The sequence below is a fragment of the Maritimibacter alexandrii genome (genome assembly GCF_005871115.1).
In the GTDB taxonomy this organism is placed as follows: Bacteria; Pseudomonadota; Alphaproteobacteria; order Rhodobacterales; family Rhodobacteraceae; genus Maritimibacter; species Maritimibacter alkaliphilus.
Genome location: NZ_SWKQ01000009.1, coordinates 555664 through 580574 on the forward strand (window position 1 = coordinate 555664; position 24911 = coordinate 580574).

General features: G+C 64.7%; 19 protein-coding genes and 1 pseudogene. 13 read left to right on the forward strand and 7 right to left on the reverse strand.

The window, feature by feature from the left end; all coding sequences use genetic code 11:
* Nucleotides 1-12: 12 nt before the first annotated feature.
* The 7 genes and pseudogenes from FCT00_RS21645 to creD form a co-directional block, all read left to right on the forward strand.
* Nucleotides 13-1287 (forward strand): annotated as a pseudogene (locus FCT00_RS21645) (DUF4344 domain-containing metallopeptidase); the annotation flags it as partial.
* An 18-nt stretch (nt 1288-1305) separates the two neighbouring features.
* Nucleotides 1306-1545, forward strand: coding sequence for a DUF4344 domain-containing metallopeptidase (locus FCT00_RS21650; RefSeq protein ID WP_235888960.1), 240 nt, complete (start codon nt 1306-1308; stop codon nt 1543-1545).
* Between the two features lie 169 nt (nt 1546-1714).
* Nucleotides 1715-2098: a succinate dehydrogenase, cytochrome b556 subunit gene (gene sdhC, locus FCT00_RS03565; RefSeq protein ID WP_138421870.1), complete on the forward strand. Its 384-nt coding sequence runs from the start codon at nt 1715-1717 to the stop codon at nt 2096-2098.
* A gap of 10 nt (nt 2099-2108) precedes the next feature.
* A complete protein-coding gene (gene sdhD / locus FCT00_RS03570; RefSeq protein ID WP_008333881.1) occupies nt 2109-2486 on the forward strand; it encodes a succinate dehydrogenase, hydrophobic membrane anchor protein in 378 nt (125 codons plus the stop codon).
* Nucleotides 2487-2496: 10 nt separating this feature from the next.
* A complete protein-coding gene (sdhA, locus tag FCT00_RS03575) occupies nt 2497-4302 on the forward strand; it encodes a succinate dehydrogenase flavoprotein subunit (protein WP_138421871.1) in 1806 nt (601 codons plus the stop codon).
* 12 nt (nt 4303-4314) lie between these two features.
* On the forward strand, nt 4315-5094 hold the full coding sequence (locus tag FCT00_RS03580) for a succinate dehydrogenase iron-sulfur subunit (protein ID WP_008333876.1): 780 nt from the start codon (nt 4315-4317) through the stop codon (nt 5092-5094).
* A gap of 194 nt (nt 5095-5288) precedes the next feature.
* Nucleotides 5289-6692 (forward strand): cell envelope integrity protein CreD, encoded by a 1404-nt coding sequence (gene creD, locus FCT00_RS03585; protein WP_138421872.1) that lies wholly within the window; start codon nt 5289-5291, stop codon nt 6690-6692.
* On the opposite strand, the gene FCT00_RS03590 is transcribed toward creD, so the two are convergent.
* Both FCT00_RS03590 and FCT00_RS03595 read right to left on the reverse strand, forming a co-directional pair.
* Nucleotides 6676-9195: an ABC transporter permease gene (locus tag FCT00_RS03590; RefSeq protein ID WP_138421873.1), complete on the reverse strand. Its 2520-nt coding sequence runs from the start codon at nt 9193-9195 to the stop codon at nt 6676-6678. The two genes, creD and FCT00_RS03590, sit on opposite strands and share 17 nt — an antisense overlap.
* On the reverse strand, nt 9192-9860 hold the full coding sequence (locus FCT00_RS03595) for an ABC transporter ATP-binding protein (protein WP_040885122.1): 669 nt from the start codon (nt 9858-9860) through the stop codon (nt 9192-9194). The genes FCT00_RS03590 and FCT00_RS03595 overlap by 4 nt, the downstream gene beginning before the upstream one ends.
* Before the next feature lie 88 nt (nt 9861-9948).
* Between FCT00_RS03595 and FCT00_RS03600 the strand changes: the two genes are divergently transcribed.
* Nucleotides 9949-10551 carry an arylesterase gene (locus tag FCT00_RS03600; protein ID WP_138421874.1) on the forward strand — a complete coding sequence of 201 codons (603 nt, stop codon included), beginning with the start codon at nt 9949-9951 and terminating at the stop codon, nt 10549-10551.
* Nucleotides 10552-10708: 157 nt separating this feature from the next.
* Here FCT00_RS03600 and FCT00_RS03605 read toward each other — a convergent pair whose 3' ends face one another.
* Nucleotides 10709-11509, reverse strand: a complete 801-nt coding sequence (locus FCT00_RS03605) for a DUF4198 domain-containing protein (RefSeq protein ID WP_138421875.1) — start codon at nt 11507-11509, stop codon at nt 10709-10711.
* Nucleotides 11510-11573: 64 nt separating this feature from the next.
* Here FCT00_RS03605 and FCT00_RS03610 point away from each other — a divergent pair, with 64 nt between their 5' ends.
* On the forward strand, nt 11574-12689 hold the full coding sequence (locus tag FCT00_RS03610) for a HupE/UreJ family protein (protein ID WP_138421876.1): 1116 nt from the start codon (nt 11574-11576) through the stop codon (nt 12687-12689).
* Between the two features lie 330 nt (nt 12690-13019).
* Nucleotides 13020-13553 (forward strand): helix-turn-helix transcriptional regulator, encoded by a 534-nt coding sequence (locus FCT00_RS21585; RefSeq protein WP_212747992.1) that lies wholly within the window; start codon nt 13020-13022, stop codon nt 13551-13553.
* On the opposite strand, the gene FCT00_RS03620 is transcribed toward FCT00_RS21585, so the two are convergent.
* The gene (locus tag FCT00_RS03620; RefSeq protein WP_008333850.1) at nt 13550-14197 is read right to left on the reverse strand and encodes a LuxR C-terminal-related transcriptional regulator; all 648 of its coding nucleotides are present in this window, start codon (nt 14195-14197) and stop codon (nt 13550-13552) included. The two genes, FCT00_RS21585 and FCT00_RS03620, sit on opposite strands and share 4 nt — an antisense overlap.
* Nucleotides 14194-16407 (reverse strand): sensor histidine kinase, encoded by a 2214-nt coding sequence (locus FCT00_RS03625; protein ID WP_138421877.1) that lies wholly within the window; start codon nt 16405-16407, stop codon nt 14194-14196. Before FCT00_RS03625 ends, FCT00_RS03620 begins: the two co-directional genes overlap by 4 nt.
* 152 nt (nt 16408-16559) lie before the next feature.
* Here FCT00_RS03625 and FCT00_RS03630 point away from each other — a divergent pair, with 152 nt between their 5' ends.
* The 3 genes from FCT00_RS03630 (at nt 16560) to FCT00_RS03640 (ending at nt 18737) form a co-directional block, all read left to right on the forward strand.
* Nucleotides 16560-17201 carry a hypothetical protein gene (locus tag FCT00_RS03630; RefSeq protein ID WP_138421878.1) on the forward strand — a complete coding sequence of 214 codons (642 nt, stop codon included), beginning with the start codon at nt 16560-16562 and terminating at the stop codon, nt 17199-17201.
* Nucleotides 17202-17332: 131 nt separating this feature from the next.
* A complete protein-coding gene (locus tag FCT00_RS03635; protein WP_138421879.1) occupies nt 17333-17980 on the forward strand; it encodes a hypothetical protein in 648 nt (215 codons plus the stop codon).
* Nucleotides 17981-18071: 91 nt separating this feature from the next.
* Nucleotides 18072-18737: a hypothetical protein gene (locus FCT00_RS03640; protein ID WP_138421880.1), complete on the forward strand. Its 666-nt coding sequence runs from the start codon at nt 18072-18074 to the stop codon at nt 18735-18737.
* A gap of 248 nt (nt 18738-18985) precedes the next feature.
* On the opposite strand, the gene FCT00_RS03645 is transcribed toward FCT00_RS03640, so the two are convergent.
* Together FCT00_RS03645 and FCT00_RS03650 are read right to left on the reverse strand one after the other, a co-directional pair.
* Nucleotides 18986-23101 carry a translocation/assembly module TamB domain-containing protein gene (locus FCT00_RS03645; RefSeq protein WP_138421881.1) on the reverse strand — a complete coding sequence of 1372 codons (4116 nt, stop codon included), beginning with the start codon at nt 23099-23101 and terminating at the stop codon, nt 18986-18988.
* Nucleotides 23101-24846 (reverse strand): autotransporter assembly complex protein TamA, encoded by a 1746-nt coding sequence (locus FCT00_RS03650; RefSeq protein WP_171042873.1) that lies wholly within the window; start codon nt 24844-24846, stop codon nt 23101-23103. The genes FCT00_RS03645 and FCT00_RS03650 overlap by 1 nt, the downstream gene beginning before the upstream one ends.
* Nucleotides 24847-24911: the final 65 nt, after the last annotated feature.

The window sequence follows — 24911 nt, forward strand, 5'->3', positions numbered from 1 at the left end:
CCTCATGTAGCCATGCGTTTCGCGGCTGCCATCGCCCTCGCCCTGTCTCTCTCTCCGGCGCACGCCGAAGGGGACAAGGATTTCTACACCTTCGCAAAGCCGGGCGGCCAAACCCTTCAGGCCGCCCCTGCCCGCGTCGATCCCGTGCAGTTGTATGTCGAGGCGAACGTCACCGAGACGCTTTATCACGAACTGGCCCATGCGCTGATCGACCTGCTGGACCTGCCGATCTACGGGCCGGAGGAGTTTGCGGCCGACACCTTCGCAGTCGTCCTGATGAACCGGCTGCATGACGACGTGACGGTGCAGCGCATGGCGGGGGATGTGGCCCGCAATTACTGGCTCTTCGCGGAAGGCGCGGGAAAGCATCGCGACGACCTTTCGCTGTGGGACGTGCATGGGCCGGACCTGCAACGCTATTACAATTTCGCCTGTCTCATGTACGGGGTCGATACCGACATGCGGGCCGACCTTGTCGATCTGTTCGATCTGCCCGAAGCGCGGGCGCGCACCTGTGACGAGGAATATGCGCTTGCGGAAACGTCATGGAACGCGGTGCTCGATGGTCTGGTCACCGATGCGCCGGGGCAGACCATCCGGCTCGACTGGGTGATGAACGAGGACGACCATCTGACCCGTTTCGTGCGGAGCGAAGTCGCACGGCTGAATGCCGAAATGGTTCTGCCCGAGACACTGAATATCAGCGTGATCCCCTGCGGCGAGGCGAATGCCTTTTATGACCCGGGCCTGCTGGAGATTCAGATCTGCACGGAATTTGGGGAAGAACTGGCCAATATGGCCCGCTAGGGGGATACCGAATTGCTGAAAGAACTCGCCACGGCGGCCCTTGTGGGACTGCCGTCTCTTGCGGTGGCGCAGGATGTGGAAGCCTTCGTGGAATCGAACATCTTGGCCACGCTTTATCACGAATTGGGCCACGCCCTGATCGACATTCAGGACGTGCCGATCTTCGGGCAGGAGGAGGACGCGGCGGATGTTCTGTCGATCCTGCTCGTCGATGCGTTCTGGGAAGAAGAGGACGCGGTCGGCATCGCCTATGACGCGGCCTTCGGGTTCCTGACCGAGGCGGACATGGCCCGCGAGGCCGGGGAAGAACCGATGTTCTGGGACGTGCATGGGCCGGACGAACAGCGGTATTACAACCTAGTCTGCATCTTTTACGGCGCCAACCCGGACGAGCGGGACGACGTGGCCGAGGAGCTCGGCCTGCCCGAGGAACGCGCCGAATGGTGCGAGGACGAGTTTCTTCAGGCCAACAACTCATGGGGACAGGTCTTGGACGCGATGGCGGAGGCCGGAAAAGGCGAAACCTTCGTGGCAGGCGGATTCGAGCGGGACGACTATATCGCCGATCTTCTGTTCGACGAGATCGACGCGCTGAACGCGGAATTCAGCCTCGACGACGATCTGGTGATCTCATACGCGGGTTGCGGCGAGGCGAACGCCTTCTACGACCCGGAATATCGCGAGATCACGATCTGCACCGAATATGTCGATTTCCTCGCAGAAATGGCGGATTGGTGATTTGTGATCACGCGGACTTTGACCGTGATCACAAATGTCACAAAATCTTCACGTTAGCGCCGATCAAACGCGATTTGGTGGAATCCACCCGTGACTCTCGGTCAATTTTGTCTATGGATGGGGCCGAATTGCAAACAGCTCGTCGCCAACTGCATCGAAAGGTCGCTTCATGGCTGATGTGAACCAGGGCAACCGCCCGCTCTCCCCCCACCTTCAGGCCTATCGCCTTCCGCTCAATGCGAAACTGTCGATCCTGCACCGGATCACCGGCGTTGCCATGGGCTTTTCCGGCGTGCTGATCGTCTGGTATTTTCTCGCGCTCGCAACGGGGCCTGAGTATTTCGAGACGGCCAGCGCGGTCCTGACCTCATGGTTCGGGGATATCGTGTTCTTCCTGTCGATCTGCGCGCTCTGGCTGCACTTCGCCAACGGCGTTCGGCACCTGATCTGGGACACGGGTTCGCACTTCGGACAGAAAACCGTGAACCGCACGGCCTTGATCGGCATCGGCTTCGCCGTCGTCATGGTCATCGTGACCATCATCGTCGGATAAGGGGGACATCATGCGTTATCAGACCGACCGCGCCCGCGTCGAAGGCCTTGGCTCCGCCAAGCAGGGCACCGGGCATTTCTGGGAACAGCGGATCAGCGCCATCGCGCTCCTGTTCCTCGTGCCGCTCTTCGTCTTTCCCTTCGCCTACAACCTTGGCGATGGATACGAGGCGGTGCGCGCCGCATATGCGCATCCGGTGAACGCGATCATCGCGATCGCATTTTTCCTAACCGCCTTCCTGCACCTCTTCCAAGGCGTGCAGGTGGTCGTCGAAGATTACGTGCATGGCCGCGCCGGGATGGTGATCATCATCGCCACCCGCCTGCTCTGCACGCTGTTCGCGCTCGTCGGCGTCTACGCCGTTATCCGCATCTCGCTGGGCGCCTGAGGGACAAGACATGGCTGAATACGAATACGAAACGCACGAATACGATGTGGTCGTGGTCGGTGCCGGTGGCGCGGGCTTGCGCGCGACGCTGGGCATGGCCGAGCAGGGTCTGAAAACCGCCTGCGTGACCAAGGTGTTCCCGACCCGCTCGCACACGGTCGCGGCACAGGGCGGGATCGCCGCCTCGCTGTCGAACATGGGGCCGGACAACTGGCAGTGGCACATGTACGACACCGTGAAGGGGTCCGACTGGCTGGGCGACACGGATGCGATGGAATACCTCGCCCGCGAAGCGCCCGCCGCCGTCTATGAGCTCGAACACTACGGCGTGCCGTTCTCGCGCACCGAAGAGGGCAAGATTTACCAACGCCCCTTCGGGGGCCACACCACCGAGTTCGGTGAAGGCCCGGCCGTGCAGCGCACCTGCGCCGCCGCCGACCGCACGGGTCACGCGATCCTGCACACGCTTTATGGTCAGTCGCTCAAGAACAACGCCGAGTTCTATATCGAATACTTCGCCATCGACCTCATCATGTCGGATGACGGCGTGTGTCAGGGCGTCGTCTGCTGGAAGCTCGACGATGGCACCATGCACGTCTTCAACGCCAAGATGGTGGTGCTGGCGACGGGCGGCTATGGCCGCGCCTATTTCTCGGCCACGTCCGCCCACACCTGCACCGGCGACGGTGGCGGCATGGTGGCGCGGGCGGGCCTTGCGCTTCAGGACATGGAATTCGTGCAATTCCACCCGACCGGCATCTACGGCTCCGGCTGTCTCATCACCGAGGGCGCGCGCGGCGAAGGTGGCTACCTCACCAACTCCGAAGGCGAGCGGTTTATGGAGCGTTATGCGCCCCAGTACAAAGACCTCGCCCCGCGTGACTACGTCTCGCGCTCGATGACCATGGAAATCCGGGAAGGGCGCGGTGTGGGGGCCGAGGGCGACCACATCCACCTGAACCTCAGCCACCTGCCCGCCGAAGCGCTGGCCGAGCGGCTTCCGGGTATTTCCGAATCCGCGAAAATCTTTGCGGGCGTGGACGTCACGAAAGAGCCGATCCCGGTTCTGCCCACCGTTCACTACAACATGGGCGGCATCCCCACGAACTACTACGGCGAGGTTCTGAACCCGACCGCCGACAACCCGAACGCCGTGGTGCCGGGCCTGATGGCCGTGGGCGAAGCGGGCTGCGCGTCGGTCCACGGGGCGAACCGGCTTGGTTCCAACTCGCTCATCGACCTCGTCGTGTTCGGCCGCGCCGCCGCGATCCGCGCGGGTGAGGTGGTGGACGCCAAGTCGCCGGTGCCGACCCCGAACCAGGCTTCCATCGACGCGGCCTTCGATCGTTTCGACGGGCTGCGCCACGCCGACGGCGGCACGCCGACCGCCGAACTGCGCCTCGAGATGCAGAAGACGATGCAGGCCGACGCCGCCGTGTTCCGCACCGACAAGACGCTGAAAGAGGGTGTCGAGAAGATGAGCGGTATCGCGGGCAAGCTGGCCGACCTCAAGGTCACCGACCGCTCGCTAGTCTGGAACTCGGACCTGATGGAAACGCTGGAGCTGACCAACCTCATGCCGAACGCGCTGGCCACCATCGTCGGCGCCGAAGCCCGCAAGGAAAGCCGTGGCGCGCACGCGATGGAAGATCACACCGCCCGCGACGACGAGAATTGGCGCAAGCACACGATCTCCCGCGTCGACGGCGGCAAGGTGACGCTGAGCTACCGCCCCGTCATTCTCGATCCGCTCACGAAAGAGGATCAGGGCGGCATCGAACTCAAGAAAATCGCGCCCAAGGCGCGGACGTTCTAAGGAGAGAGATCCATGGTTGAATTCGCACTCCCCAAGAACTCGCGCATCCGGACCGGCAAGACCTGGCCCAAGCCCGAGGGCGCCAAGAACGTGCGCAAGTTCCTGATCTATCGCTGGACGCCGGATGACGGCCAGAACCCGCGCGTCGACACCTATTTCGTCGACATGGACACCTGCGGGCCGATGGTTCTGGACGCGCTCATCAAGATCAAGAACGAGATCGACCCGACCCTGACCTTCCGCCGCTCCTGCCGTGAAGGGATCTGCGGGTCTTGCGCGATGAACATCGACGGCGGCAACCACCTCGCCTGCATCTACGGTCTCGACGAGATCAAGGGCGACGTGAAAATCTATCCGCTGCCGCATATGGACGTCGTGCGCGACCTCGTCCCCGACCTCACGCATTTCTACGCGCAACATGCGTCGATCATGCCGTGGCTCGAAACCAAGACGAACGCTCCGGCGAAGGAATGGCGCCAGTCGATCGAAGACCGCAAGAAGCTCGACGGTCTTTACGAATGCGTCATGTGCGCCTCCTGCTCGGCCTCCTGCCCGAGCTACTGGTGGAACTCCGAACGCTACCTCGGCCCCGCCGCGCTGCTCCACGCCTATCGCTGGATCATCGACTCGCGCGACGAGGCGACGGGCGAGCGTCTGGACGATCTGGAAGATCCGTTCAAACTCTACCGCTGCCACACGATCATGAACTGCGCGCAGACCTGCCCCAAGGGTCTGAACCCGGCCAAGGCCATCGCGGAGATCAAGAAAAAGATGGTGCAGCGCACGATCTGATCGGCGCAGTCCTCGCAACGATCCCAAAGCCCCGCTCCGGCGGGGCTTTTTTTTGCGTCCCGCCCTTCCAGCGCGCGGCGCTCTCGTCGTGAAGAACGGGCCAAAGCCCGGCGATGAGCACCGCCCAACCGCCCAAGAACATTGCGCACCCCGTCGTTCCGCCGCATGATCGCGCCCATTCAGGGAGGACTTTCATGCGGCGTTCACTGGGCTTTCGGTTTCTCATCGTCGGCATTCTGACCATCCTTATGGTCATTCCCCTGATCCTCGCCTCCGAGGTCATCAATTCGCGCAAGAACTATTCCCGCGACGCCATGGTCGAGGTCGGTCGCGAATGGGGCGGCGCGCAGGTGATATCCGGCCCGATCCTCGTCGTCCCGGTGCAGGAAACTGTCGACCGGGTGGTGCAGGAGCAGGTGACGGACCCTGCGACCGGCAACATTCAGACCGATGGCAACGGCAACCCGGTGCTGCAAAGCGTGACCAAGCGCGAAACCGTGTGGCGCAGCTCGATCTACGTGAATCCCGACCGCTTCGACGTGACCATCGACACCACGACCGAGATGCGCCATCGCGGTATCTTCAACGTGCCGGTCTATCGCGCGGACGTCGATATGGCGTTCGATTTTCCGACCGATCAGATCGAAGCCCAAGCGCGCGGGCAGGAGGTGATCCGATGGGATGCAGCCTACCTTATCCTCAACATCAGCTCCAACGCCGCCCTGCGCGGGGTGGCCGAGCTGACCGTGGACGGCGAAGACGTGGCAATCGAACCGCTCGCATCCGCGGGCAACAGCGCCGGGATCACAGCCGATCTGGGCGATCCACGGGGGATGGAGGCGTTTTCGAAGCGTCTGGGCCTCAATGGGGCGCAGACGCTGAAGATCGCGCCGGTGGGACGGCAGACCGCCGTCACGCTCGCCTCGGACTGGCCGCACCCGAGTTTCACCGGGGGCTTTCTGCCCGACGGCTCAACCATCACAGATGACGGGTTCGAGGCGACATGGACGATTCCGCACCTCGCGCGCACCCTGCCGCAACTGAGCCGCGAGGATTATACCGACGCCATGCGCAACCAGATGGCGTTCGGCGTCGATTACTACGAGCCCAACGATTTTTACCAAAAGGCGTTTCGCGCGGCGAAATACGGCATCCTGTTCATCGCGCTGACCTTCCTGACCGTGCTTCTGATCGACCGCCATACCACGCGGCCCGCGCATCCGGTGCAATACATCCTGATCGGGCTCAGTCAGACGACCTTCGTGCTGCTGATGGTCGCCTATGCCGAACAGATCGGGTTCGGCACAGCCTATCTGCTGTCCTCCGCCGCGACGATCATCCTCATCACCATGTTCGGCTGGTTCGGGCTGAAACTCGGTGCGCGCACCAGCGTGCTCTTCGTCATGCTGGTGGTGCTCTACGCCGTGCTCTACCTGATCCTGCAATCCACCGACTATGCGCTGATCGCGGGCTCAACGCTGGCCTTTATCGCGCTGGCTGCCACCATGTGGATGACGCGGGACGAGGATTGGTATGCGGGCGAGGACGCAAGACCGCTCCACCGCAAGAAAGAGCCGCCCCCTACTCCCGCGCCCTGAGCACCCGCGCGGGCCGGGCCGAAAGCGGCCGCCACGCGAACGCCAGCCCGGCGAGCAGCGTGACGACCACGCCGCCGATCACGATGGCGGCAGCCGAGACCGGCTCGAACACGAACGTCGTGTCCATCACGAAGGTCGAGATCGCCCAACCCGCCAGCCCCCCCGCGAACACCGCGACGATCCCGGCCGCCCCGCCGAGGATGGCCGAGCGCAAGGCGAACTCGGCAAGGATGCGTCCGCGCGGCGCGCCCAGCGTCTTCAGCACCGCCGCCTCATAGGTCCGCGCGCGTTCGCCCGCCGCCGCCGCGCCGATCAGCACGACCGCACCCGTGGCGAGCGTGACCAATGCACCATAGGTGATCGCAGCGGCGATGGTGCCCAGCAACTCGGTCGCCCGGCCGATCGCATCGCTGACCGAGATCATGGTGATGTTGGGATAGGTCCGGGTGATATCGCGCATGAGTGCCGCCTCGGCGTCGTCCTCGGCATAGATGGTGGCGAGCCAGCTGTGCGGTGCACCGGAAAGCGCGGCGGGGTTCATGGCGATGGTGAAGTTCATCGCGGCGGATGAAAAATCCACGTCCCGGAAACTGGCGAGCGTTCCGGTGATTTCCCGCCCCAGAATGTTGATCGTCATCGTGTCGCCGATCTCGAGCCCGATTTCCTCGGCCTCTTCGGCCACGAAACTGATAAGCGGGTCGCCTGCGTAATCCTCGGCCCACCATTCGCCTGCCGTGATCTTGGTCCGGTCCGGCAAGGCGGCGGAATAGGTCACGCCCCGGTCGCCCTCGACGATCCAGTGATCGCCCGCGACCTCCTTCGCGTCGCGCCCGTTGATCTGCGTGATGATCCCCCGCAACATCGGGGCCGCGTCCATCCGACTGACCTTCGGATCGTTCGTCACCCGGTCGCGCACCGCGTCGATCTGGTCGGGCTGGATGTCGACGACGAAGAAACTCGGCGCGATGTCCGGCAGTTCGCGCTGGATCGCGCCGCGCAGATTGGTGTCCACCTGCCCCACGGCGGCGAGAACCGAAAGACCAAGCCCCAGCGACAGCACCACCGAGGCCGCCTCGTTCCCCGGCCCGCCGACCGACGCCAGCGCCATGCGCAGCATCGGCCGCCCGCGCAGCGCGCGTGTGCGGGCCAGCCGACGCGAAAGCCCCTTCACCGCACGGCCAGCGCCCACGAGCAGCAGAAACGCCACGAAGATGCCGAAAGCGGACCAGAGCGCGATCCGCTCCATGCCCGAAAACCACGTCGCCGCCCCCACGAGCAGGGCGAGGAGGACGCCGGTGGACAGCACATAGACCGGGCGCGGCCAACCCTCCGGTGTGCCACCATCCCGAAACAACGCCGCGGCGCGCACGTTTTCAGACTTGGCCAGCGGCCAGAGCGTGAACAGCGCCGCCGCGATCACGCCGTAAAGGGCCGCTTCGGCCAAGGGTCCGGGGCGGATCGTGATGTCGGCGGGGATGGGAAGAGCCGCCGAGATGATCGGACCGAAGACGATGGGGAGGAGCCCACCAAGGATCAGCCCCAGCACGATTCCGATCACCGCGAGCACCCCGATCTGAAACGCATAGACGGCAAAGATCGTGCGGCGCCCGGCCCCCAGCGTCTTGAGCGTCGCGATCACCTCGGTCTTTTCGTCCAGATAACTACGCACCGCCGCCGAAATCCCCACACCGCCCACGGCCAGCCCGGCAAGCCCGACCAGCACGAGGAAACTGCCCAGCCGGTCGACGAATTCGCTCACCCCCGGCGCGCCGTTGCGGGCGTCGGACCAGCGCGGGGCGGACCCCGCCATCGCCTGCATCGTCTGTGCTTCCAGCGCGGATAGGTCGGTCCCGTCGGGCAACCGCATCCGGTATTCCGAGTTGAACAGCGTGCCTTCGGTGATGAGCCCTGAGTTCGCCAGCCCGTCGATATGAACCAAAGTGGGCGGCCCGAAATCGAACCCGCCGGAGCCATCGTCGGGGAATGACATGAGCCGCGCCGACAGCCGGAATTCCTGCGCGCCGAGGAAAAAAGTGTCGCCGGGCGCGATCTGCAACCGTTCCACCAGAAGCGGCGCCATGACCGCGCCCGGCAAACCGTCCCGCAGCTCGAGCGCCTCGTCCAGCGGCATCACCGGGTCCAGCACGGTCTGACCATAGATCGGGTAGACCCCATCCACCGCCTTGACCTGCGTCAGCGCCATATCTGCATCGCCCGGAAGCCGCGCCATCGAGCGGAAGTCGATCACTTCCCCCACCTCGTCCGCCACGCTGGCGAGGTAGTCCAGATCGTCCGTAGACGCCCGACGATAGGTCAATTGGACCGAGGCATCGCCCCCCAGCAGCACGGCCCCCTGTTCGGCGATCCCCGCCTGAATGGCGGAGCGCACCGATCCGACCGCCGCAATCGCCGCGACACCCAGCGCGAGGCAGGCCAGAAAGACACGAAAGCCGGTGAGGCCGCCACGCAGTTCCCGTCGGGCGATACGCCACGCAACGCTCACGCCAGCACCCCGTCGGCCAATCCGATGACCCGGTCGCAGCGTTCGGCCAACTCCGGCGCATGGGTGACCAAGACGAGCGTCGACCCGTGGCGATCCCGCAGCCCGAACAGCAGGTCCATGATCGCCTGCCCGGTGGCCCCGTCGAGGTTGCCCGTAGGCTCGTCGGCCAGCAAAATTTCGGGCCGCGTGACCGCGGCCCGTGCCAGCGCCACACGCTGTTGCTCGCCGCCCGACATCTGCGACGGGTAGTGCCCGCTTCGATGTCCCAGCCCGACCGCCTCCAGCTCCGCCTCGGCCCGGTCGAAGGCATCGCGGGTTCCCGCCAGTTCCAGCGGGGTCGCGACATTTTCAATGGCCGTCATCGTCGGGATGAGGTGGAATGACTGGAACACGACACCCATATGATCCCGACGAAAGCGGGCGAGCGCATCCTCATCCATCGGCCCGAGGTCTTGGCCCAGGGCGGCCACCCGGCCCGAGGTCGCGCGCTCCAGCCCGCCCATCAACATCAGGAGCGATGATTTGCCCGAACCGCTTGGCCCCGTCAGCCCCAACGTCTCCCCCCGTGCGACCGAAAGCGTGATCCCACGCAGGATATCGACCGGCCCGGCATTGCCCATGAGGCTCAGCTTGGCATCGGTCAGGTCAAGAACGGGGTCGGTCATGCGGAAAGCCTTTTCACGGATCGTGCCCAAGGGATATGGGCTGCGGCGGGTCATATCCAAGTCTTTGTTGATATTCCCTTTCCTCGCCATGCCCGCCATCGCCGAAGAGGTCACGATTTTGGCATTGGGCGACAGCCTGACACAGGGCTACGGCCTTCCGGCGGAGGCCGGGCTGGTGCCGCAGCTTGAGGGCTGGATGCAGGCTCGCGGCGCGGATGTGAAGATCATAAACGCGGGCGTCTCGGGCGACACGACGCGGGGTGGGTTGAACCGCGTGGACTGGTCCCTGACGGATGAGGTCGACGCGGTCATGATCGCGCTGGGCGGCAACGATCTCCTGCGGGGCATACCGCTCAATTCGATCGAAGCGAACCTCGAACAGATCATCCAGAAGGTGAAGGCGAAAAACCTGCCCGTCATGCTGGTGGGCTACCGCGCCACCGCGAATTTCGGCCCCGAGTACAAAGGCGCCTTCGACGAGATGTATCCCCGTATCGCCGCGCGCCACCCCGATATGATCTTCATGCCCTACATCTTTCAGGGCATGGGCAAGGCGATGGGACGGGGCGAGATGTCGCGCACCGACGGTTTCCAGCGCGACGGCATCCACCCGAACGCACAGGGCGTGAAGCTGAACGTCGCCGAGATCGGGCCCTACGCGATGAAACTCTACGCACGCGCGGGCGGCTGACGGGTCCGCTCTTCTTCGTTTCCGGAAACCTCGGAGGGGAATCGACGGTGGCCTGCCACCGGCGATGGGGAGGCTGGCCTCCCCCCACCGCGCTGGCCCGCCAGAGGCGGGGCAGCGCAAAACCTGTGACGCGCTTTTGCGCGTCTCCGCTCGGTCTTCAGGGGGTGCGGAACGTCAGGTTGGCCCAGGCCGAGTGCCAGACCGGCCCCGCTTCGGGGTCGTCGTTGCCGGTGTCCTCCATGACGACCGCGTCCACCATGTACTCCGTCGCGGGGCCGACCGGAATGACCGTCTCGCCCGCCGCGTCGGTGCGATAGAAGCTCTGGGTGACGTCCCCGTCGCCGTCGCGGGCGAACACTTCGACCTGCGCATCGGCCCGCGGTTTTCCATCCAGCAGCACGCGCACCCCGACTCCGTCCGACAGATCGTCGGTATAGGGATTTGTCAGCGCGACGATTTCGGTGTGCAGGCCCACGGCCGTGTCCGCGCCGGCCCCGTCTCCGACCGCGACGAGGGATTTGGCATAGCGGGTATAGGCCTCGCGAAACTCGAGTTCGGGCAGACCGCGCGCCGCGTGGCGCTCCAACACGTCGCCCAGATCCTTGTGCTCGACGAAGTTCTCGAACAGGTCGCGGCTGCTGTATCGCAGGGTATGGCCCTTGGTTTCGTGGATCACGACGGCAAGCCCCTCGCCCTCTGGGACAAAGGTCATCGCGGGCCTGTCACCGATACGGCCCTCGACAGCACGGGTGCTTTCCCCCATTTTCACATCGAACCGCGCGAAACGGTCGGGAAAATAGGTTTGGGCCGCGCCCTTGAAATCCTGTCCGACCCGCAGTTCCGCGATGATCGGATCGCCCGGGTCGACCGTATAGGTTTCAGGCTCGATCCAGAATTCGTGGGCCGTGGCGGCCGGGACGAAGAACAAGAAGGCGACGAGAGAGGCGAGCAGGCGCATGGGGCATCCATTATTGGGTCGGGGGTGCAGGGTGGCAGCATGGCGGCCACTGTCAACGCTTGGCATGTGGCTTGTCGTTATCGTGATGGCCCTGTCGACACCGGCCACGGCGCACGAAATGTCGCCCGCCATCGCGGATATCGAGATCGGCGAGGACAGCCTCGAGATGTCGATCATCCTTCAGGGCGAGGCGATGGTGGCCGGGATCGACCTGTCATCGGTGACCGACACCAACAATTCCCCTCTTGCAGATGCCTATGACGCGTTGCGCGCGCTTTCTCCCGACGCGTTCTCGCAACGACTGGAAGCCGCCTGGCCGGACCTGTCGGACGGCGTGCGGATGCAGGCCGGGGACACGATGCTCGTGCCCGAACTGGTCGAGGCGTCGACGGCCGAGGCCGTGAGCGACGCGTTGCCACGGGAAAGCCGAGTGATCCTGCGCGCCACCCTGCCGGACGATGGGAGCGACGTGACGGTGGGATGGGACGCGCAATACGGCCCGATCATCCTGCGCCAGATCGTTCAGGATCTCCCGGAAGGTCAGGAGGCGTATTCGGCTTTTCTCGGCCCCGGACAGATGTCGGCGCCGATGCCCCGGACCGGGACGGTCGAAATCACCGGACTTGCCAGTTTCGCGAATTACGTCTGGCTCGGCTTCACGCATATTCTGCCCAAGGGCCTCGACCATATTCTTTTCGTGCTCGGCCTGTTTTTCTTTTCACGCGAAGTGCGGCCGCTGTTGTATCAGATCACGGCGTTTACCGTCGCCCATACGATTACGCTCGCTCTGGCGAGCCTTGGTGTCGTTTCGGTGCCCGCAAGCATCGTGGAACCCCTGATCGCCCTGTCGATTGCTTATGTCGCGGTCGAAAACATCCTCCGACCGAAATTATCCAGAATGCGCCTTATGGTTGTGTTTGGCTTCGGCCTGTTGCACGGCCTCGGCTTCGCCTCGGTGCTGGGCGAGATCGGGCTGTCGCCCGCGTATTTCCTCGCCAGTCTGATCGCGTTCAACATCGGCGTCGAACTGGGCCAGATCGCAATCGTCACGACCGCCTTTTTCTCGATTACCGTCTGGTTCGGCGCAAGGCCCTGGTATCGCCAGCGCATCGTCGTGCCCGCGTCCGTTCTCATCGGCCTGATGGGCCTTTGGTGGGCGGTCGAGCGGTTGATTCTCTGACGCGCAAGACGGGACTGCCGTAGGGTAAGGAAAACCTTACCCTTCCTAACATTATTTAAACACAGGGTTTTTTCGATTCCGCGCAGGCCCGCATTTTGCGGAACAGGAAACTTCGAAATTCTTCAGGTTTTGAGGAAAAGCGCGACGATTTATCCTTATTGATAGGTTTTGGCTAACCAGCAGTTGTGTAATGCCTGCTTGGACTGGGAAGAGCGGTCGCGCGAACCAACGTGCGAAAGGGGACAGTTGGTGAAGGTTTTGGTCGCCAGCGACTTGGCAAGCATTACAGATAAAATTGCGACGGCGCACATCGGTGGGGCCGAGGTTTCCGTGGATCGCGTCTCCGATTGTTTTCAGGCCGATCAACGGCTTCGCACGGATGGTAAGGAACTGGACGTCATCGTCCTGCACGTCCCCTCTGTCAGCGAGGCCAACCTCAGGTCGGCGTTCTCGACGATTTCGCGCAGCCGGGGCAAGCCGGTGGCGATCGTACTCCCGCATAAGGCGAGTCCCTCGACCGTCTGGCGCTGTATCGTGAACGGGGCGGGCGCGGTGCTGACCGACGACATGCCGAGCGCGGCCATGGGCCACCTGCTGTCGCTGATGCATACGGGCCTCAGGATTCCGACCCTGAACGAGGACGTTCTTCCCGATCCGAGTGTCGTCGCGCAGAAACTGTCGGACCGGGAGTTGCAGGTGCTGGCTGGTGTCTGCAAGGGCCTCCAGAACAAGGAAATCGCGCACGATTTCAACATCAAGGAAGTGACGGTGAAGATGCACGTGCGCGCCGTCATACGGAAACTCGACGCCAAGAACCGGACCCATGCGGCGATGATCGCCCGTGATCTTGGGCTTGTGGGCTAACCCCGGCGGTTCTCGGACAGGCCCAGCCGGGTCGCGTGCCATGCGGCCTCCGCGCGCGACGAGATCCCCAACTTGCGATAGATCGTCTTGATGTAGCCCGCGACGGTGCTTTCCGCGAGGCCGAGTTCGCGGGCGACTTCGGCATTTCGCAAACCACGTGAGATCAGGGCAAGCACGTCCGTTTCCCGATCCGTGAGTTTCCCGTCGTCGTTGGCCACAGGCCCGGTGCGCGAGAAATGCCCCATGATCCGGCGCGCCACGGCAGGGGACAGCGCGGGAATACCGTGGCTGATCTGGCGCAATTGGGCGACCATCTGGTCCTGCGTCTGGTCCTTTTGCAGATACCCGTCCGCCCCGGCGGACAGCGCCGAAACGACCGAAACGTCATCCCCCATGATCGTCGTGACGACCGCGATGCTGGTCGGGGATTTCTGTTTGAGTTTACGCAGGATTTCCAGACCGGACCCGTCGGGCAGCCCAAGGTCGATGAGGGCAATCTCCGGCAGGTCGCGGTCAAGCGCCACATGCGCGGCCGCGATGGTGGCGGCTTCGGTGATCGTCAGGTCGGGAAAGGCACGCAAGGCGATCTCGCCCAGCCAGATGCGGGTTTCCTGAACGTCTTCGAGGATCAGAGCGCGTTTCATTGCGCAGCCTCCATCATGCCGTCGTCGTCGTCGTCGATCGCGCCGCGCATGAGCGGCAGGTCCACCAGAATATGCGTTCCCGGCCGTTCGGTTCCCGGGGCTGCGGGGCTGACCTTGAGGTGCCCGCCCAGCGCCGACACGCGCACGAGCATGTTCTGAACCCCCTGTCCGAACACGTCCGCTTTCGGGTCGAACCCCCGGCCGTCGTCGGTCACCGTGATGCGGACATGGCCCTTCTGGACGTCGAAGCCGACACCCACCTCGCGCGCACCGGCGTGGCGGATGGCGTTGTTGACGCATTCGCGCAGGACGGACCGCAGGGCGTGGGCGATCCGGGGGCTCAGATTGTAGCCCGTCAGGTTCGCGCCAAGCGGCCAGTTGACCAAAAGCCCGGCCGCTTCGAGCACTTCGGACAGTTCAAGGCGCAGGTCCGCGATCAGATTGCCAAGGTCCAGCCCCGGCCCGGTCTGGTTGTCGATGATCTCACGCAGATCGGCGAGCGTTTCACGGATCAGCACGTCCTTGCGCTTCGGATCTTGCGAATGCAGCGCGCCGAGAAGCTGGATGCCGATGTTGTCGTGGATGTCGCGTGCGATGCGCGACCGCTCTTCGGCGGCGCCCGTTTCATACGCCTTTCGGCTTTCGATAAGCTGGGACAGGATATCGACCAGTTCTTCGGCCTTCTGCACATCGCTGTCAGAAAACAACCGCCGACCGCCAGCGGCCCATTTGAGTTGCCGGGACGGAAGCGGGGCGACCGCGGGCAGGACGAGAAAGACGCCCTCCCCGGCAAGCTCCGCGTGTTCGGTGACGTTCGGCCCGCTTTCGATGAAGAGCGGTTGGAACATCGCCTGAAGCAGTTCGTCCCAGCGCAGGGCCTGTTCCTGCGGGTCTTTGGTCAGCGCCACCGTGGAGACATCGCGAAAAAACGCCTCGACCGTGGTCTGCCCGCGCCATCTTGCGAAGCGGCGCGACACGGCTTCGCGGAAGGGAAGGTAGAAGAAGGCGACGGTGAAAAGCGCGATGCCCAGCGCAGGGGCGCGTTCCAGCGACAGGCCATAGATAAGGGCCGCGTCGAGGCAGACGAGGAAAAGTGCGCCGACGGCGAAGAACAGGATGCGAAACGCCCATTGATCGAGGTTGAAGATCCGGTGCCGCCGCACGGCGAGGGCGAGGCCGAGGTAGCAGATCAGGAACAGCGTGAAGGCATAGCCTTGGGAAACCTGTGCTTCGAGACCGAGGAGTTGAGGCACGGTGACGAGGCCCACGAAGCTGCCCGCCCCGATCAGAACCGACAGCCCGAACAGGCGCAGGGCCGCGCGGGCGGGCAGATCTTTGGCCTTGCGCGCGCGCCGGAACTGCAACGCGACCAGCAACACGAGCACCAGCATCGCGGTGGCGATGGGAAGCTGATAGGCGAAGGTGTAATCGGGAATGACCCGCGTGAAGGCCCCCACAAGCCACGCCGCGATCACGCCGACCTGCACGAGGGCAAGCCACCTTGGCCCGATCTGTGCCGGGTAACTCAGGAAGAGGCCGATGACCCCGGCCCCGAATGTCAAAGAGCCCGTCAGGTTCAACGGCCCCAACACCTGAAAATATGACGCCGGAAGCGCAAGTTCGCGGGTCGAATAGATCGCCGCCGCCGTCGAGGACAGCGCCAAACCGACCCCGGTCAGCATCAGGAACGCCTGCGGCCTACGACCGGGCGCGAGGGACCAGATCCACCCGCCGATCAGGATACCGCTGAGCCCGACGAAGACCTGCACCCAGAACATCGCGGGCAGGTCCGAGATCGGGCGGTGCGGACGGGGTGTGACCGTCACCTCGCGGGTCACGTCGCCGGGTGCCGCAAGATGGAGGGTCACCAGGTCCGAACGCATCGCGCGCGCGATCCCGTCCTGTTCGGCCCGGAACCGGTCGAGCGTGTCGAAGTCCGACAGTTGGTCCGGCTCTTCGATGATCGTGGTAGGGCCGACCGGCACGCGCACCCCGTCCTCGCCTTCGACACCTTCCAGCCGATACCATTCGGAAATCAGGACCGCTGGTCCCTCGCTCTTCTCGATCAGGACCGCCTGACCCGTGTCGTCGAGCCTGAGATCGAGCCCCAGCCACGGCTGACGTGTCGCCAGCACAACGGCGGCCACGACCAGCGCCAGACCGAACAGCCCGACCGCAAGGAAAATCCGCACCGGAGCGAAAACGCGCACGTTTGTCCCTATCCCCTTTTTTGCGATCTTGCCGCGAAGTGGCGGGCCGCGAAACCCCCTGAAACCGGGGGCCACACCCCCAGAACCGGGGGATTGCCAAAATGGAACCCCCACCCCCATTTGAAGCCAGTCATTTCTGGAGGGGTATACCAATGAGACTCATTCACATCAGCGCGGCGCTGGCCGCTACGTCCCTGTTGGCGGGCTGTTTCGGCAACAATGGCGTCAGCGCGACGCCCGAAGAATTCAACGAAGCGTTTCTGGCCGCCGCAGGGCTTGGCGTGACGACCACGCCCCTGTCGGGCTCGGCGACCTACAACGGTGAGATGCAGATCCTGACGCTGGAAAACGGCTCGGAAAGCGGGTCGATCCGCGGTGCGCTCGAACTGACGGCGAACTTCGCCTCGGCCACGCCGTTCACCATGTCGGCTACGGATTTCGCGGGCGAGATCAACGGGCAGCAGACCACCTTCTCCGGCACGCTCACGCATGACCAGTCGACCGACCGCTCGGCCTTCAACGAAATCCGCACCGCGGCCCTGCCTGCGATTGCCGGGGGTGGCGAGACCACGTCGATGGCACTGTCGTTCGGCGGCACGCTGACCGAGGACGCGACCGGGGTCGAGAACAAGTTCGAGCCGGGGTCGAACCTGATGGGGAACTTCTACGGCACGGACGGTCAGGCCGTGGCCGGTGCTGTCGGTGTGGCGATCACGCCGACCGGCGGAACCTCGGCCATCACCGGCGCAAGTTTCGGTGCCGCGACCGGCGGCCAGTTCTACGCCGAACAGTGACACGCACCGCGTGACAGGCTAACCTCCGGGGGCATGGGGATTTGCCCCCGGATTGGTTGCCACGCATTTTCAGACCGACGCGCATTGGTTTTCTCGTTTCCGTTCTGGCCCTCGTCGCCGGATGCGCGGTCGTGGATGCGTCGGTTCAGAACCCGCCGGGCACGACCGACCCGACGACGCCCCGTGTCCTGCCTGTTTTCGCCCCGACCACATCGACCGAGGCGGAGTTCGCCGCGATCTGGGTGCCGCGAAACAGCCCGTTCATCGGCATCGCTACCGCACCCAAGGACACCACCGCCCGTTATGTCGGGGAGCTTCAGATCTATACCTCCGACGGAACGACCCGGAACGGATCGATCCGGGGTCGGCTTCAGATCGACGGCACCTTCGACGAATACACCGGAACGCTGGAGGTTGCCGCCGGAGGCTTTGCGGGAGAGATCGGTGGAGTGCCGGTGACCTATTCCGGCACGTTGAGCGATCTCTACGCGCTCGACATGAACCCGGAGCGGCGGACAGGCACGATCTTCGATCCTCCCGGTCCGGGAAGCTGGTTCACAGCCGACCTTGGCGGCACGCTCGTCAACGACGCAAGCGGGGTCGAAAACACGTTGAAAGCGGGATCGCAGATCGATGGCGTTTTCCGTGGAACGGGCGACACTCTGGTGGGCGACGGCACGTTCCGGATCGCGCCGAACGGCGGCACCTCGGCGATCACCGGACGGTCGACCGAAGCCGACGCCAGTGTCGAGGTGTGGGCAGATCGCCAGACGCCCTGATCCGTTCGGATGACGTGTTTTGCAGCGAGACAAGGAAGTTTTCGCAAGCTAATCTCGCCCGGTCTGCATCTGCTTTTTTGGGAGACTCCATTTGAATCACTTACGTTTCGCGCGGCCCTTTGTGGCCGTGCTGGCCTGTGCGGCCATGTCGGCCTGCTCCACGGTCAACTTCGACACCAACACAACGACCGAGGCGCAGTTCGATACCGTCTTCGCGACGAACAACGCGCTCACCCCCGCAGCGGTCCCGATCTTCGGGTCGGCGACCTATGAGGGCGAGATCCAGATCGACACCATATCCGGCACGACCCAATCCGGTTCGATCCGTGGGGGTCTCATCATGGAAGCGTCGTTTTCGTCGACCGATCCGATCACCGCGACGGCCGGCGGATTCGCGGGCACCGTCAACGGGCAGCGCGTGACCTATTCCGGTCAACTCTCCAGCGACGACGCGCCCGGGCTTCTGCCCCTCAACCAGGTTCTGACCTCCGGCTTCGGACCCACCGCCGCATCGACGATGTTCGTGTCGATCGGCGGAACGCTTCGCAACGACGACACCGGGGTGCGCAACCGGCTTCAGGCCGGGTTCGGCACCGCGCAGGGAAGCTGGCTTCAAGGTGACTTCCGTGGCTCCGACGCCCGGGTGGTCACGGGGGAGGCGCAGTTCAACATCAACCCGAGCGGCGGCGTATCGGCCATCACCGGCACCGCTAACGACGCCATCGTCACCGGCCAATTCTACGGTGTCGCCAACTGAGACTCGGCAACCCCCCTGTTCAGGGGGGTTACAACTTGAGACTGAAAGTCCACGATAAACCCAAGGGATCCGGGGGCACACCCGGACCAGTGGGGCTTCAGGTAATCGACCATCGGCACCGTGCCGCACGGCGCGGAAGAATTTCAGAGGGCGATTTCAGAAGCCATTTCAGTACGCCGTGAGCGAAGCGCCCCCCGAGGCCCGAGGTTCCTTCCGAACCCTCGTGCCACCGGGGGGCGTCTTTCGTTTCAGTAGTCGCGCTCGAAATAGATGCCGATGGACGCTTCGCCCTTGTTCGACACCGCGCCGCGTGCCGTCAGGTTCTTGGTCAGATCGAGGTTAATGTTCACCTCGGCCTCGCCATCGGCCCCGACTTCGACGCCGGTATAGATGTTTTCCGAGATATAGGCCCCGGCCCGCACCGCGAGCGCCCCGTCGTCGTTCTGACCGATGTCGAGGTCCGCCAGACCGAACCCCTGCCTGAGGTTGCCGATCACCCCGCCCCCGGACCGTCCGGTCAGCGTCGCGATCCCGTTGGCGAGCCTGAGCGCTTGAAGCGCGGAGATTTCCGAAATCGAACGCCCGAAGATCAGACGCGAAAAGATCTCGTCCTGCGGCAGATCGGGCACCGAGGAAAAGGTGATCTCGGGGTCGGTCGCCTGTCCGTCGATCCGAATCTGGATCGCGGTATCGTCCACGGTCGTCTCGGCGGTGACCGCGATGAAGGGGTCGAAATCGCCTTCGAGCGTCGCGCGCGCCTCGGTCAGTTCGATGCGGTTGCCGAGCAGGGACAGTCGCCCCCGGATCAGGGACAGGCTGCCCTGAGGCACGATGTCGTTCGTGGTGCCCGTAAGGCGCAAACGCCCGCCGACTTCGGCGTCCAGCCCGCGCCCACGGATGAAGACCTGGTTCGGCGCATCCACGACGATGTCGAGCGGGAACGCGGGACCGCCCGCCGAATTGCCGCTCGCGGTCGTGCCGACCTGTCCGGCCCGCACGCGGGTCGCATAGACGGCGGCGGGTTCGTTGACATGGCGCAGCCCCTCGACGGTCCCGGCGACGCCGAAGCCGGACGATGGAATGCGGATCTCGGCCACGCCGGGGCGCACGGTTCCCGCGATCCGGGCACCGCCCGTCAACGGGCCGCTCACCGTCAACTGGCCGTTGATCTGCGTGTCGTAGAGGGATGGATCGGTCAGCCCGACATTCTGAAGCCGGATGACGAGATCGCCGTTGAACGGCGGTTCCAACGTGATCGGCCCGGCAATCTCGATCCGCCCGCCCGATGATACGGCCGCCCCGACTTCGAGCCGGGCACGCCCGTTCCCGAGATTGACGTTGGCCTGAATCGGATCGAGCGAAACCCGCAGGCTGGGCACCGCCACGCGGGCGTTCGTCGTGCGCACGGTGCCGGAAAGCGAGGTCAGCGCAAGCGGGCCGTTGAGGTTCACATTCACGCTCGCGGTGCCGTCGACGCGGTTCTGTCCGGTGAAGGCATTGGCGAGGGCGAGTGGCACGGTGCCGTCGATCGACAGGTTCGCGTTGTCCATCGTGCTGGCAAGGCTGCCCGCCACGTTCACGGTGATCCCGCCCGGCCCTTGGCCCGAGATATCGACGCGGTAATCGTCGCCGGTCAGGACAGCCGTGCCGCTTGCCGAGAAGGCGCCGGGGAACTCGGGCACGAAAAGCCCGACATCGGCCAAGCGCGCGTCGAAGTTCACACGGCTCTGGCCCCCTTCCGACGTGCCGTCGGCGGTCAGGCTGACCTGCGGCGTGTTCGCCGTCAGCCTGTCGACGAAGATCTTGCCCGCCTCGTCGCGCCGGACGTCGAACACGACCTCGCTGCCACCGGCAAGAAGCTGGTCCACCTCGCCCGCGCTGAACGACAGATCCCGGCCCTGCAAACTGCCGTCGAGCGAGACGGCCATGGTGGTCAGGTCCGCCTCGACATTGGCGGACAGGTCGATCGACCCCGCCAGATCGCGGCCTGCGAGGCCCGAATAGGGCGCAATGGAATTGGCCGAGGCATTCACCGTCGCCGCGACCGGGCCGATCTTGCCATCGACCATCGCGCCGGTGCCTTCGATATCCGCGATCAGCCCCCCGGGGCCACGCGCGGTGACGTCGGCGGCGAGCGCGCCCGCCGCATCCCGGCTCACGTCGAACACCAGCTCGCTTGCGCCCGCGAAGGACTGATCGGTGTCCCCCACGCGAAACGACAGATTCTGGCCCTGCAAAGACCCGGTGAGCGCGACCGCCATGGTGGTCAGGTCCGCATCCACCGAGGCGGTCAGATCGACCGCCCCGCCCAGATCGGTTCCGGCAAGGCCGGAATAGGGGGCGATACTGTCGAGCGCCGCGACGAGCGTTGCCTGAACCGGGCCGATGGCACCGTCTGCGATGGTGCCGGTTCCGGTGATGTCCGCGTCCAAGCCACCGGGGCCTGTCGCCGTCGCCTCGACCGTCCAGTCGTCGCGCACCTGAACCGCCGTGGCGTTCAGCGCAAGCCGACCCGAGAGCCGTTCATCCAGCCGGGACGCATCCGGCAATTCGATCTGCGCATCCAGACTGCTGCCATTGGTCCGCAACTCGCCCATGGCCGAAGCCGTGATGCCCGGCCCGGCGATGGTCAAACGGTTGATGGCCGTGCGCTGCTGGTTCCGGTCCGCCGCGATGGAAATCCGGCTTTCCCCCGCCAAGAGGCTGTCGACTTGGGCGATCCCCACGGAAAGGTCTTGGGTCGCGCCGTCGATTTCAAGGTCGAACGGCCCATCCGGTACGGCGACGGACCCCTTGATCGACAGCGACGCCGCGCCCTTGAGGTCTTGACCGGAAATCTGGGCGAAGCGGGCCAGCCGCTCGGCTTCGAGCCTCAGGTCGAGTTCGGAAACGAGGTCGAGCTGTTCGACCTCGGTCCGCAGGGTCACGTCGCCGGTCAGGCCGTAATCCTCGCCCGAGATATCCACGTCGGTGAACCGAAAGGGCGTGTTGTCGGCCTTGGCGAAAATCAGGTTGCCGGTGATGCGCTCGCCCACGGCGGCATTCAGCGGCTCGTCCCCAAGGTCGATCCCGTCCGCAGATATGACGACACGCCCGCCCACGCTGGGAATGGTGTCGCCCCCGCCGGAGCGCAGTTTTCCCGCTCCCGACACGTTGAGTGCGGCGAGCGCCATGTCTTCGCGCGCGAAACCTTCCAGCTCGATGGCACCGACCCAGCCTTCGCCACGCAGGGCGTCATAGTCGAATTCGATCTCGGCGGACCCGATCCGCGTCTCCGGCCCTGCAATGGGAAGCACCACGGGCGATCCGTCCGCATTGGCCAGCGTGCCGGTGATCTGCGCATTCTGCGGCCAGCCTTTCGCCGATACCAGCGCGTCGCCACGCAGTTCCAGGGCCTCGGTCTTGAGGAACAGATCCGCCACCCGGATCGACTTGTTCTGGAACCGGGTCGCGTCGAGGTGCAGCACGCTCTCCCCCCCGAAGAACGCCTGATACTGCTCTTCGAATAGGGGGCGCAGGTCACCGGCCAGATCGGCTTCGATCTGCAACTGGGTCTTTTGAGCGTCGCCTTCACCATCGACAACGGCGGCTGCGCGCACCTGCCCGGCCAACCGGTTCTGGCCGTCGGTCGCGAGCACGATGTTCGCCGTGAAATCGTCGAGCCGATCCTCGCCTTCGACCCGCACCGACAGTGCAGGCTCGCCCGGCAGGCTGGCGAGGTTCGCGACGATGCCCCCTTGCCCTTCTTCGAGCCGAAGGTTCACGGCAAGGACCTTGGAGGTGTTTGAATAAGACCCGGCGAGGGTCAGCTCGCCCAATTCGCCGTCGGTGCGGGACAGCGCCACATCGACCGCCCCCTCGCCGTCGGCGAGATTGGCCGAGCCTTCGAGCGTCATTTCGATGCGTTCGCCCAACACCGGCGCGCCGAGGACGAGGCGTTCGGCGTCGATCAGGCCTATGTCGATCGAAACGGGCAGGTCCGGCAGCGTGAAATCCGACGCTTCCGCCGAAGGGCCGGATGAGCCGCCCGCGGGCAGGCGCGCCAGTTCGATAAGCCCCGCCGACAACTCGCGCACCTCGATCCGCCCGCGCAGCACGGCGGCCCGGTTCCAGTTGAGCGCCACGTCCTCCAACCTGAGCCAGACGCCTTCCGCATCGGCAAAGGTCATCTCCTGCATCGTCGCCTCACGCGACAAGGCACCGGAGAAACCGTTGACGGTCACCTCCATCCCTTCGGACGACAGGTTCTCTTCGAGGAAGGATTCGAGGATCGACTTGTCCTCTTCCTCGGTCGTGTCGTCCTGCGCCCCTGCGGGCAGGCCGATGAGGGTGAGCGTGGCGAGAAGGGCGAGAAATCTTTTCATCAGAAGGCGTGCCCGATCCCGACATAAAGCTGCACGTTGCGCAGCGGGTTGGGCGAGCGGACGCCGCCGGTGACGGGGTAACCGACGTCAAGCCGGATCGGACCGAGCGCGGTGTTGTAGCGCACGCCCAGACCCGCGCCGGAGTGCCATGCGGTCGTGCCTCCGAAGAACCCCGTATCGCCAAGGTAGCCCACGTCGAAGAACCCGACGACACCGATGGTATCGGTCGCCTTGACGCGCACCTCGAACTGGCCGCCGAGGAAGGCCTGCCCCCCCACCGTGCCGGTGCCGGAGGCGAAGTTGAGCGATTGGTAGGGCTGGCCGCGCACCGTGCCGCCGCCACCCGAATAGAACAGCAGATCAGGGTGGGTCTGCGACGGGTTCGGGCCGACCACGGTGCCGACCTGTCCCCGCGCCGCGAGGACGAAGCGGTCGTCTTCGCCGAAGCCACGGTAAACGCGGGCATCGAGCAGGCCCCAAGCGCCAACGCCCCGACCGATATCGAAGAACGGCTGGGCATCCGCACGCACGTAAAAGCCCCGCGTCGGGTTCAGGCTGTCGTTCCGCTTGTCCCATTCGACCATGGCGGGAACCTTGACGGTGGTGAAACTGCGCGTGCCGAAGCTGTCGGTCACCTGCGCATAAGCGAAGCCAAGGCCGATCTCGCCTTCGAGGTTCGGGCTGAAGTAGCGCTTCACCCCTGCCTCGATCCCCGCCCCGAGGATGTTGTAGGAGGGTTCGCGCAGCCACAGCCCGGCCACCTCGACATAGGCGTCGTTGTCGGTGCCGAAGGCTGCCGGAATATCCAGACGCGCGTCGAGTTCCACGTCGAGATTGTTGAGCGCGGGCGTGATGCCGTTGACCGCGGCATCGACGCGGAACCGTTCGGCCCCGCCCAAGAGGTTGCGGTGCATCCAGTAGGCCGACAGCCCCAGCCCTTCGATCGACGAGAGTTCGGCCCCGAACCCGAACCGACGCGGCTTCATGTCCGCCGTGGTCAGCAGCATGTCCATCGTGTTGCCCGGGCCCAGCGTTTCGGCCTCCCGCAGCACGACCGAGGCAAAGGCCCCGGTGCGGCGCAGACGGTTGGCCGCCGCTTCCGCCTCGTCGGGATCGAACACTTCGCCCTCGGGCAGTCCGGCGATCCGTTCGATCTTGCTCGTGCGGACGGCCGAGGCATTCGTGTGGCGAAGCTGCCCGAACCGGACCAGCGGACCTGGGTCGATCCAGATACGTGCGTTGATGAGTTTGTTCTGATGGTTCGCGGTCAGGTCCTGATCGCGCACGGTCGCCTTGGCCCGGCCGGCGTGACGCCAATCGTCCACCGCGCTTTCCACCGCGCTTTGAATGACCGTCGAATAGGCCGGCTCGCCGTTGCGGAATTCGTCGATCTTCTGCGTGCCCTGCACCAGCGGCGTGATCTGGGTGCTGCCGAAATGGAACTGCTGACCCGGACGCACATCGACCGTGATACTGCGGACCGTGCTCGGCACGTTGAAATTCTGGATCGCGGCGGCTTCGACCCCGTCGAGCTGCACGTTGATGACGCCGCCGTAGTGCCCGTTGGCGTAAAGCGTGTTCAGAAGCCGCTCGTATTCCGCCAGCGACGTGGCGAGCAGATCACGGGGATCGTCGATCCCCTCTTCCTGAACGGACAGCAGGAGCGACGCGGACTCGAGGTCCTTCTGCAACGCTCCGCCGCCTTCGACATTGAATTGGATATCATCCAGCGCCGTCGCGGACATGGTCGCAAGACATACAATTGCGACGGCGGTCGGCAGGAGCCGCGTCAGGCGAAATTTTGGCCTCA

Bases quoted from the DNA above. Each gene is read 5' to 3' on its own strand.
- FCT00_RS21650 (WP_235888960.1), top strand. From the start codon at position 1,306: ATGGCGGAGGCCGGAAAAGGCGAAACCTTCGTGGCAGGCGGATTCGAG.
- sdhC (WP_138421870.1), top strand. From the start codon at position 1,715: ATGGCTGATGTGAACCAGGGCAACCGCCCGCTCTCCCCCCACCTTCAG.
- sdhD (WP_008333881.1), top strand. From the start codon at position 2,109: ATGCGTTATCAGACCGACCGCGCCCGCGTCGAAGGCCTTGGCTCCGCC.
- sdhA (WP_138421871.1), top strand. From the start codon at position 2,497: ATGGCTGAATACGAATACGAAACGCACGAATACGATGTGGTCGTGGTC.
- FCT00_RS03580 (WP_008333876.1), top strand. From the start codon at position 4,315: ATGGTTGAATTCGCACTCCCCAAGAACTCGCGCATCCGGACCGGCAAG.
- creD (WP_138421872.1), top strand. From the start codon at position 5,289: ATGCGGCGTTCACTGGGCTTTCGGTTTCTCATCGTCGGCATTCTGACC.
- FCT00_RS03595 (WP_040885122.1), bottom strand. From the start codon at position 9,860: ATGACCGACCCCGTTCTTGACCTGACCGATGCCAAGCTGAGCCTCATG.
- FCT00_RS03600 (WP_138421874.1), top strand. From the start codon at position 9,949: ATGCCCGCCATCGCCGAAGAGGTCACGATTTTGGCATTGGGCGACAGC.
- FCT00_RS03605 (WP_138421875.1), bottom strand. From the start codon at position 11,509: ATGCGCCTGCTCGCCTCTCTCGTCGCCTTCTTGTTCTTCGTCCCGGCC.
- FCT00_RS03610 (WP_138421876.1), top strand. From the start codon at position 11,574: ATGTGGCTTGTCGTTATCGTGATGGCCCTGTCGACACCGGCCACGGCG.
- FCT00_RS03620 (WP_008333850.1), bottom strand. From the start codon at position 14,197: ATGAAACGCGCTCTGATCCTCGAAGACGTTCAGGAAACCCGCATCTGG.
- FCT00_RS03630 (WP_138421878.1), top strand. From the start codon at position 16,560: ATGAGACTCATTCACATCAGCGCGGCGCTGGCCGCTACGTCCCTGTTG.
- FCT00_RS03645 (WP_138421881.1), bottom strand. From the start codon at position 23,101: ATGAAAAGATTTCTCGCCCTTCTCGCCACGCTCACCCTCATCGGCCTG.
- FCT00_RS03650 (WP_171042873.1), bottom strand. From the start codon at position 24,846: ATGTCCGCGACGGCGCTGGATGATATCCAATTCAATGTCGAAGGCGGC.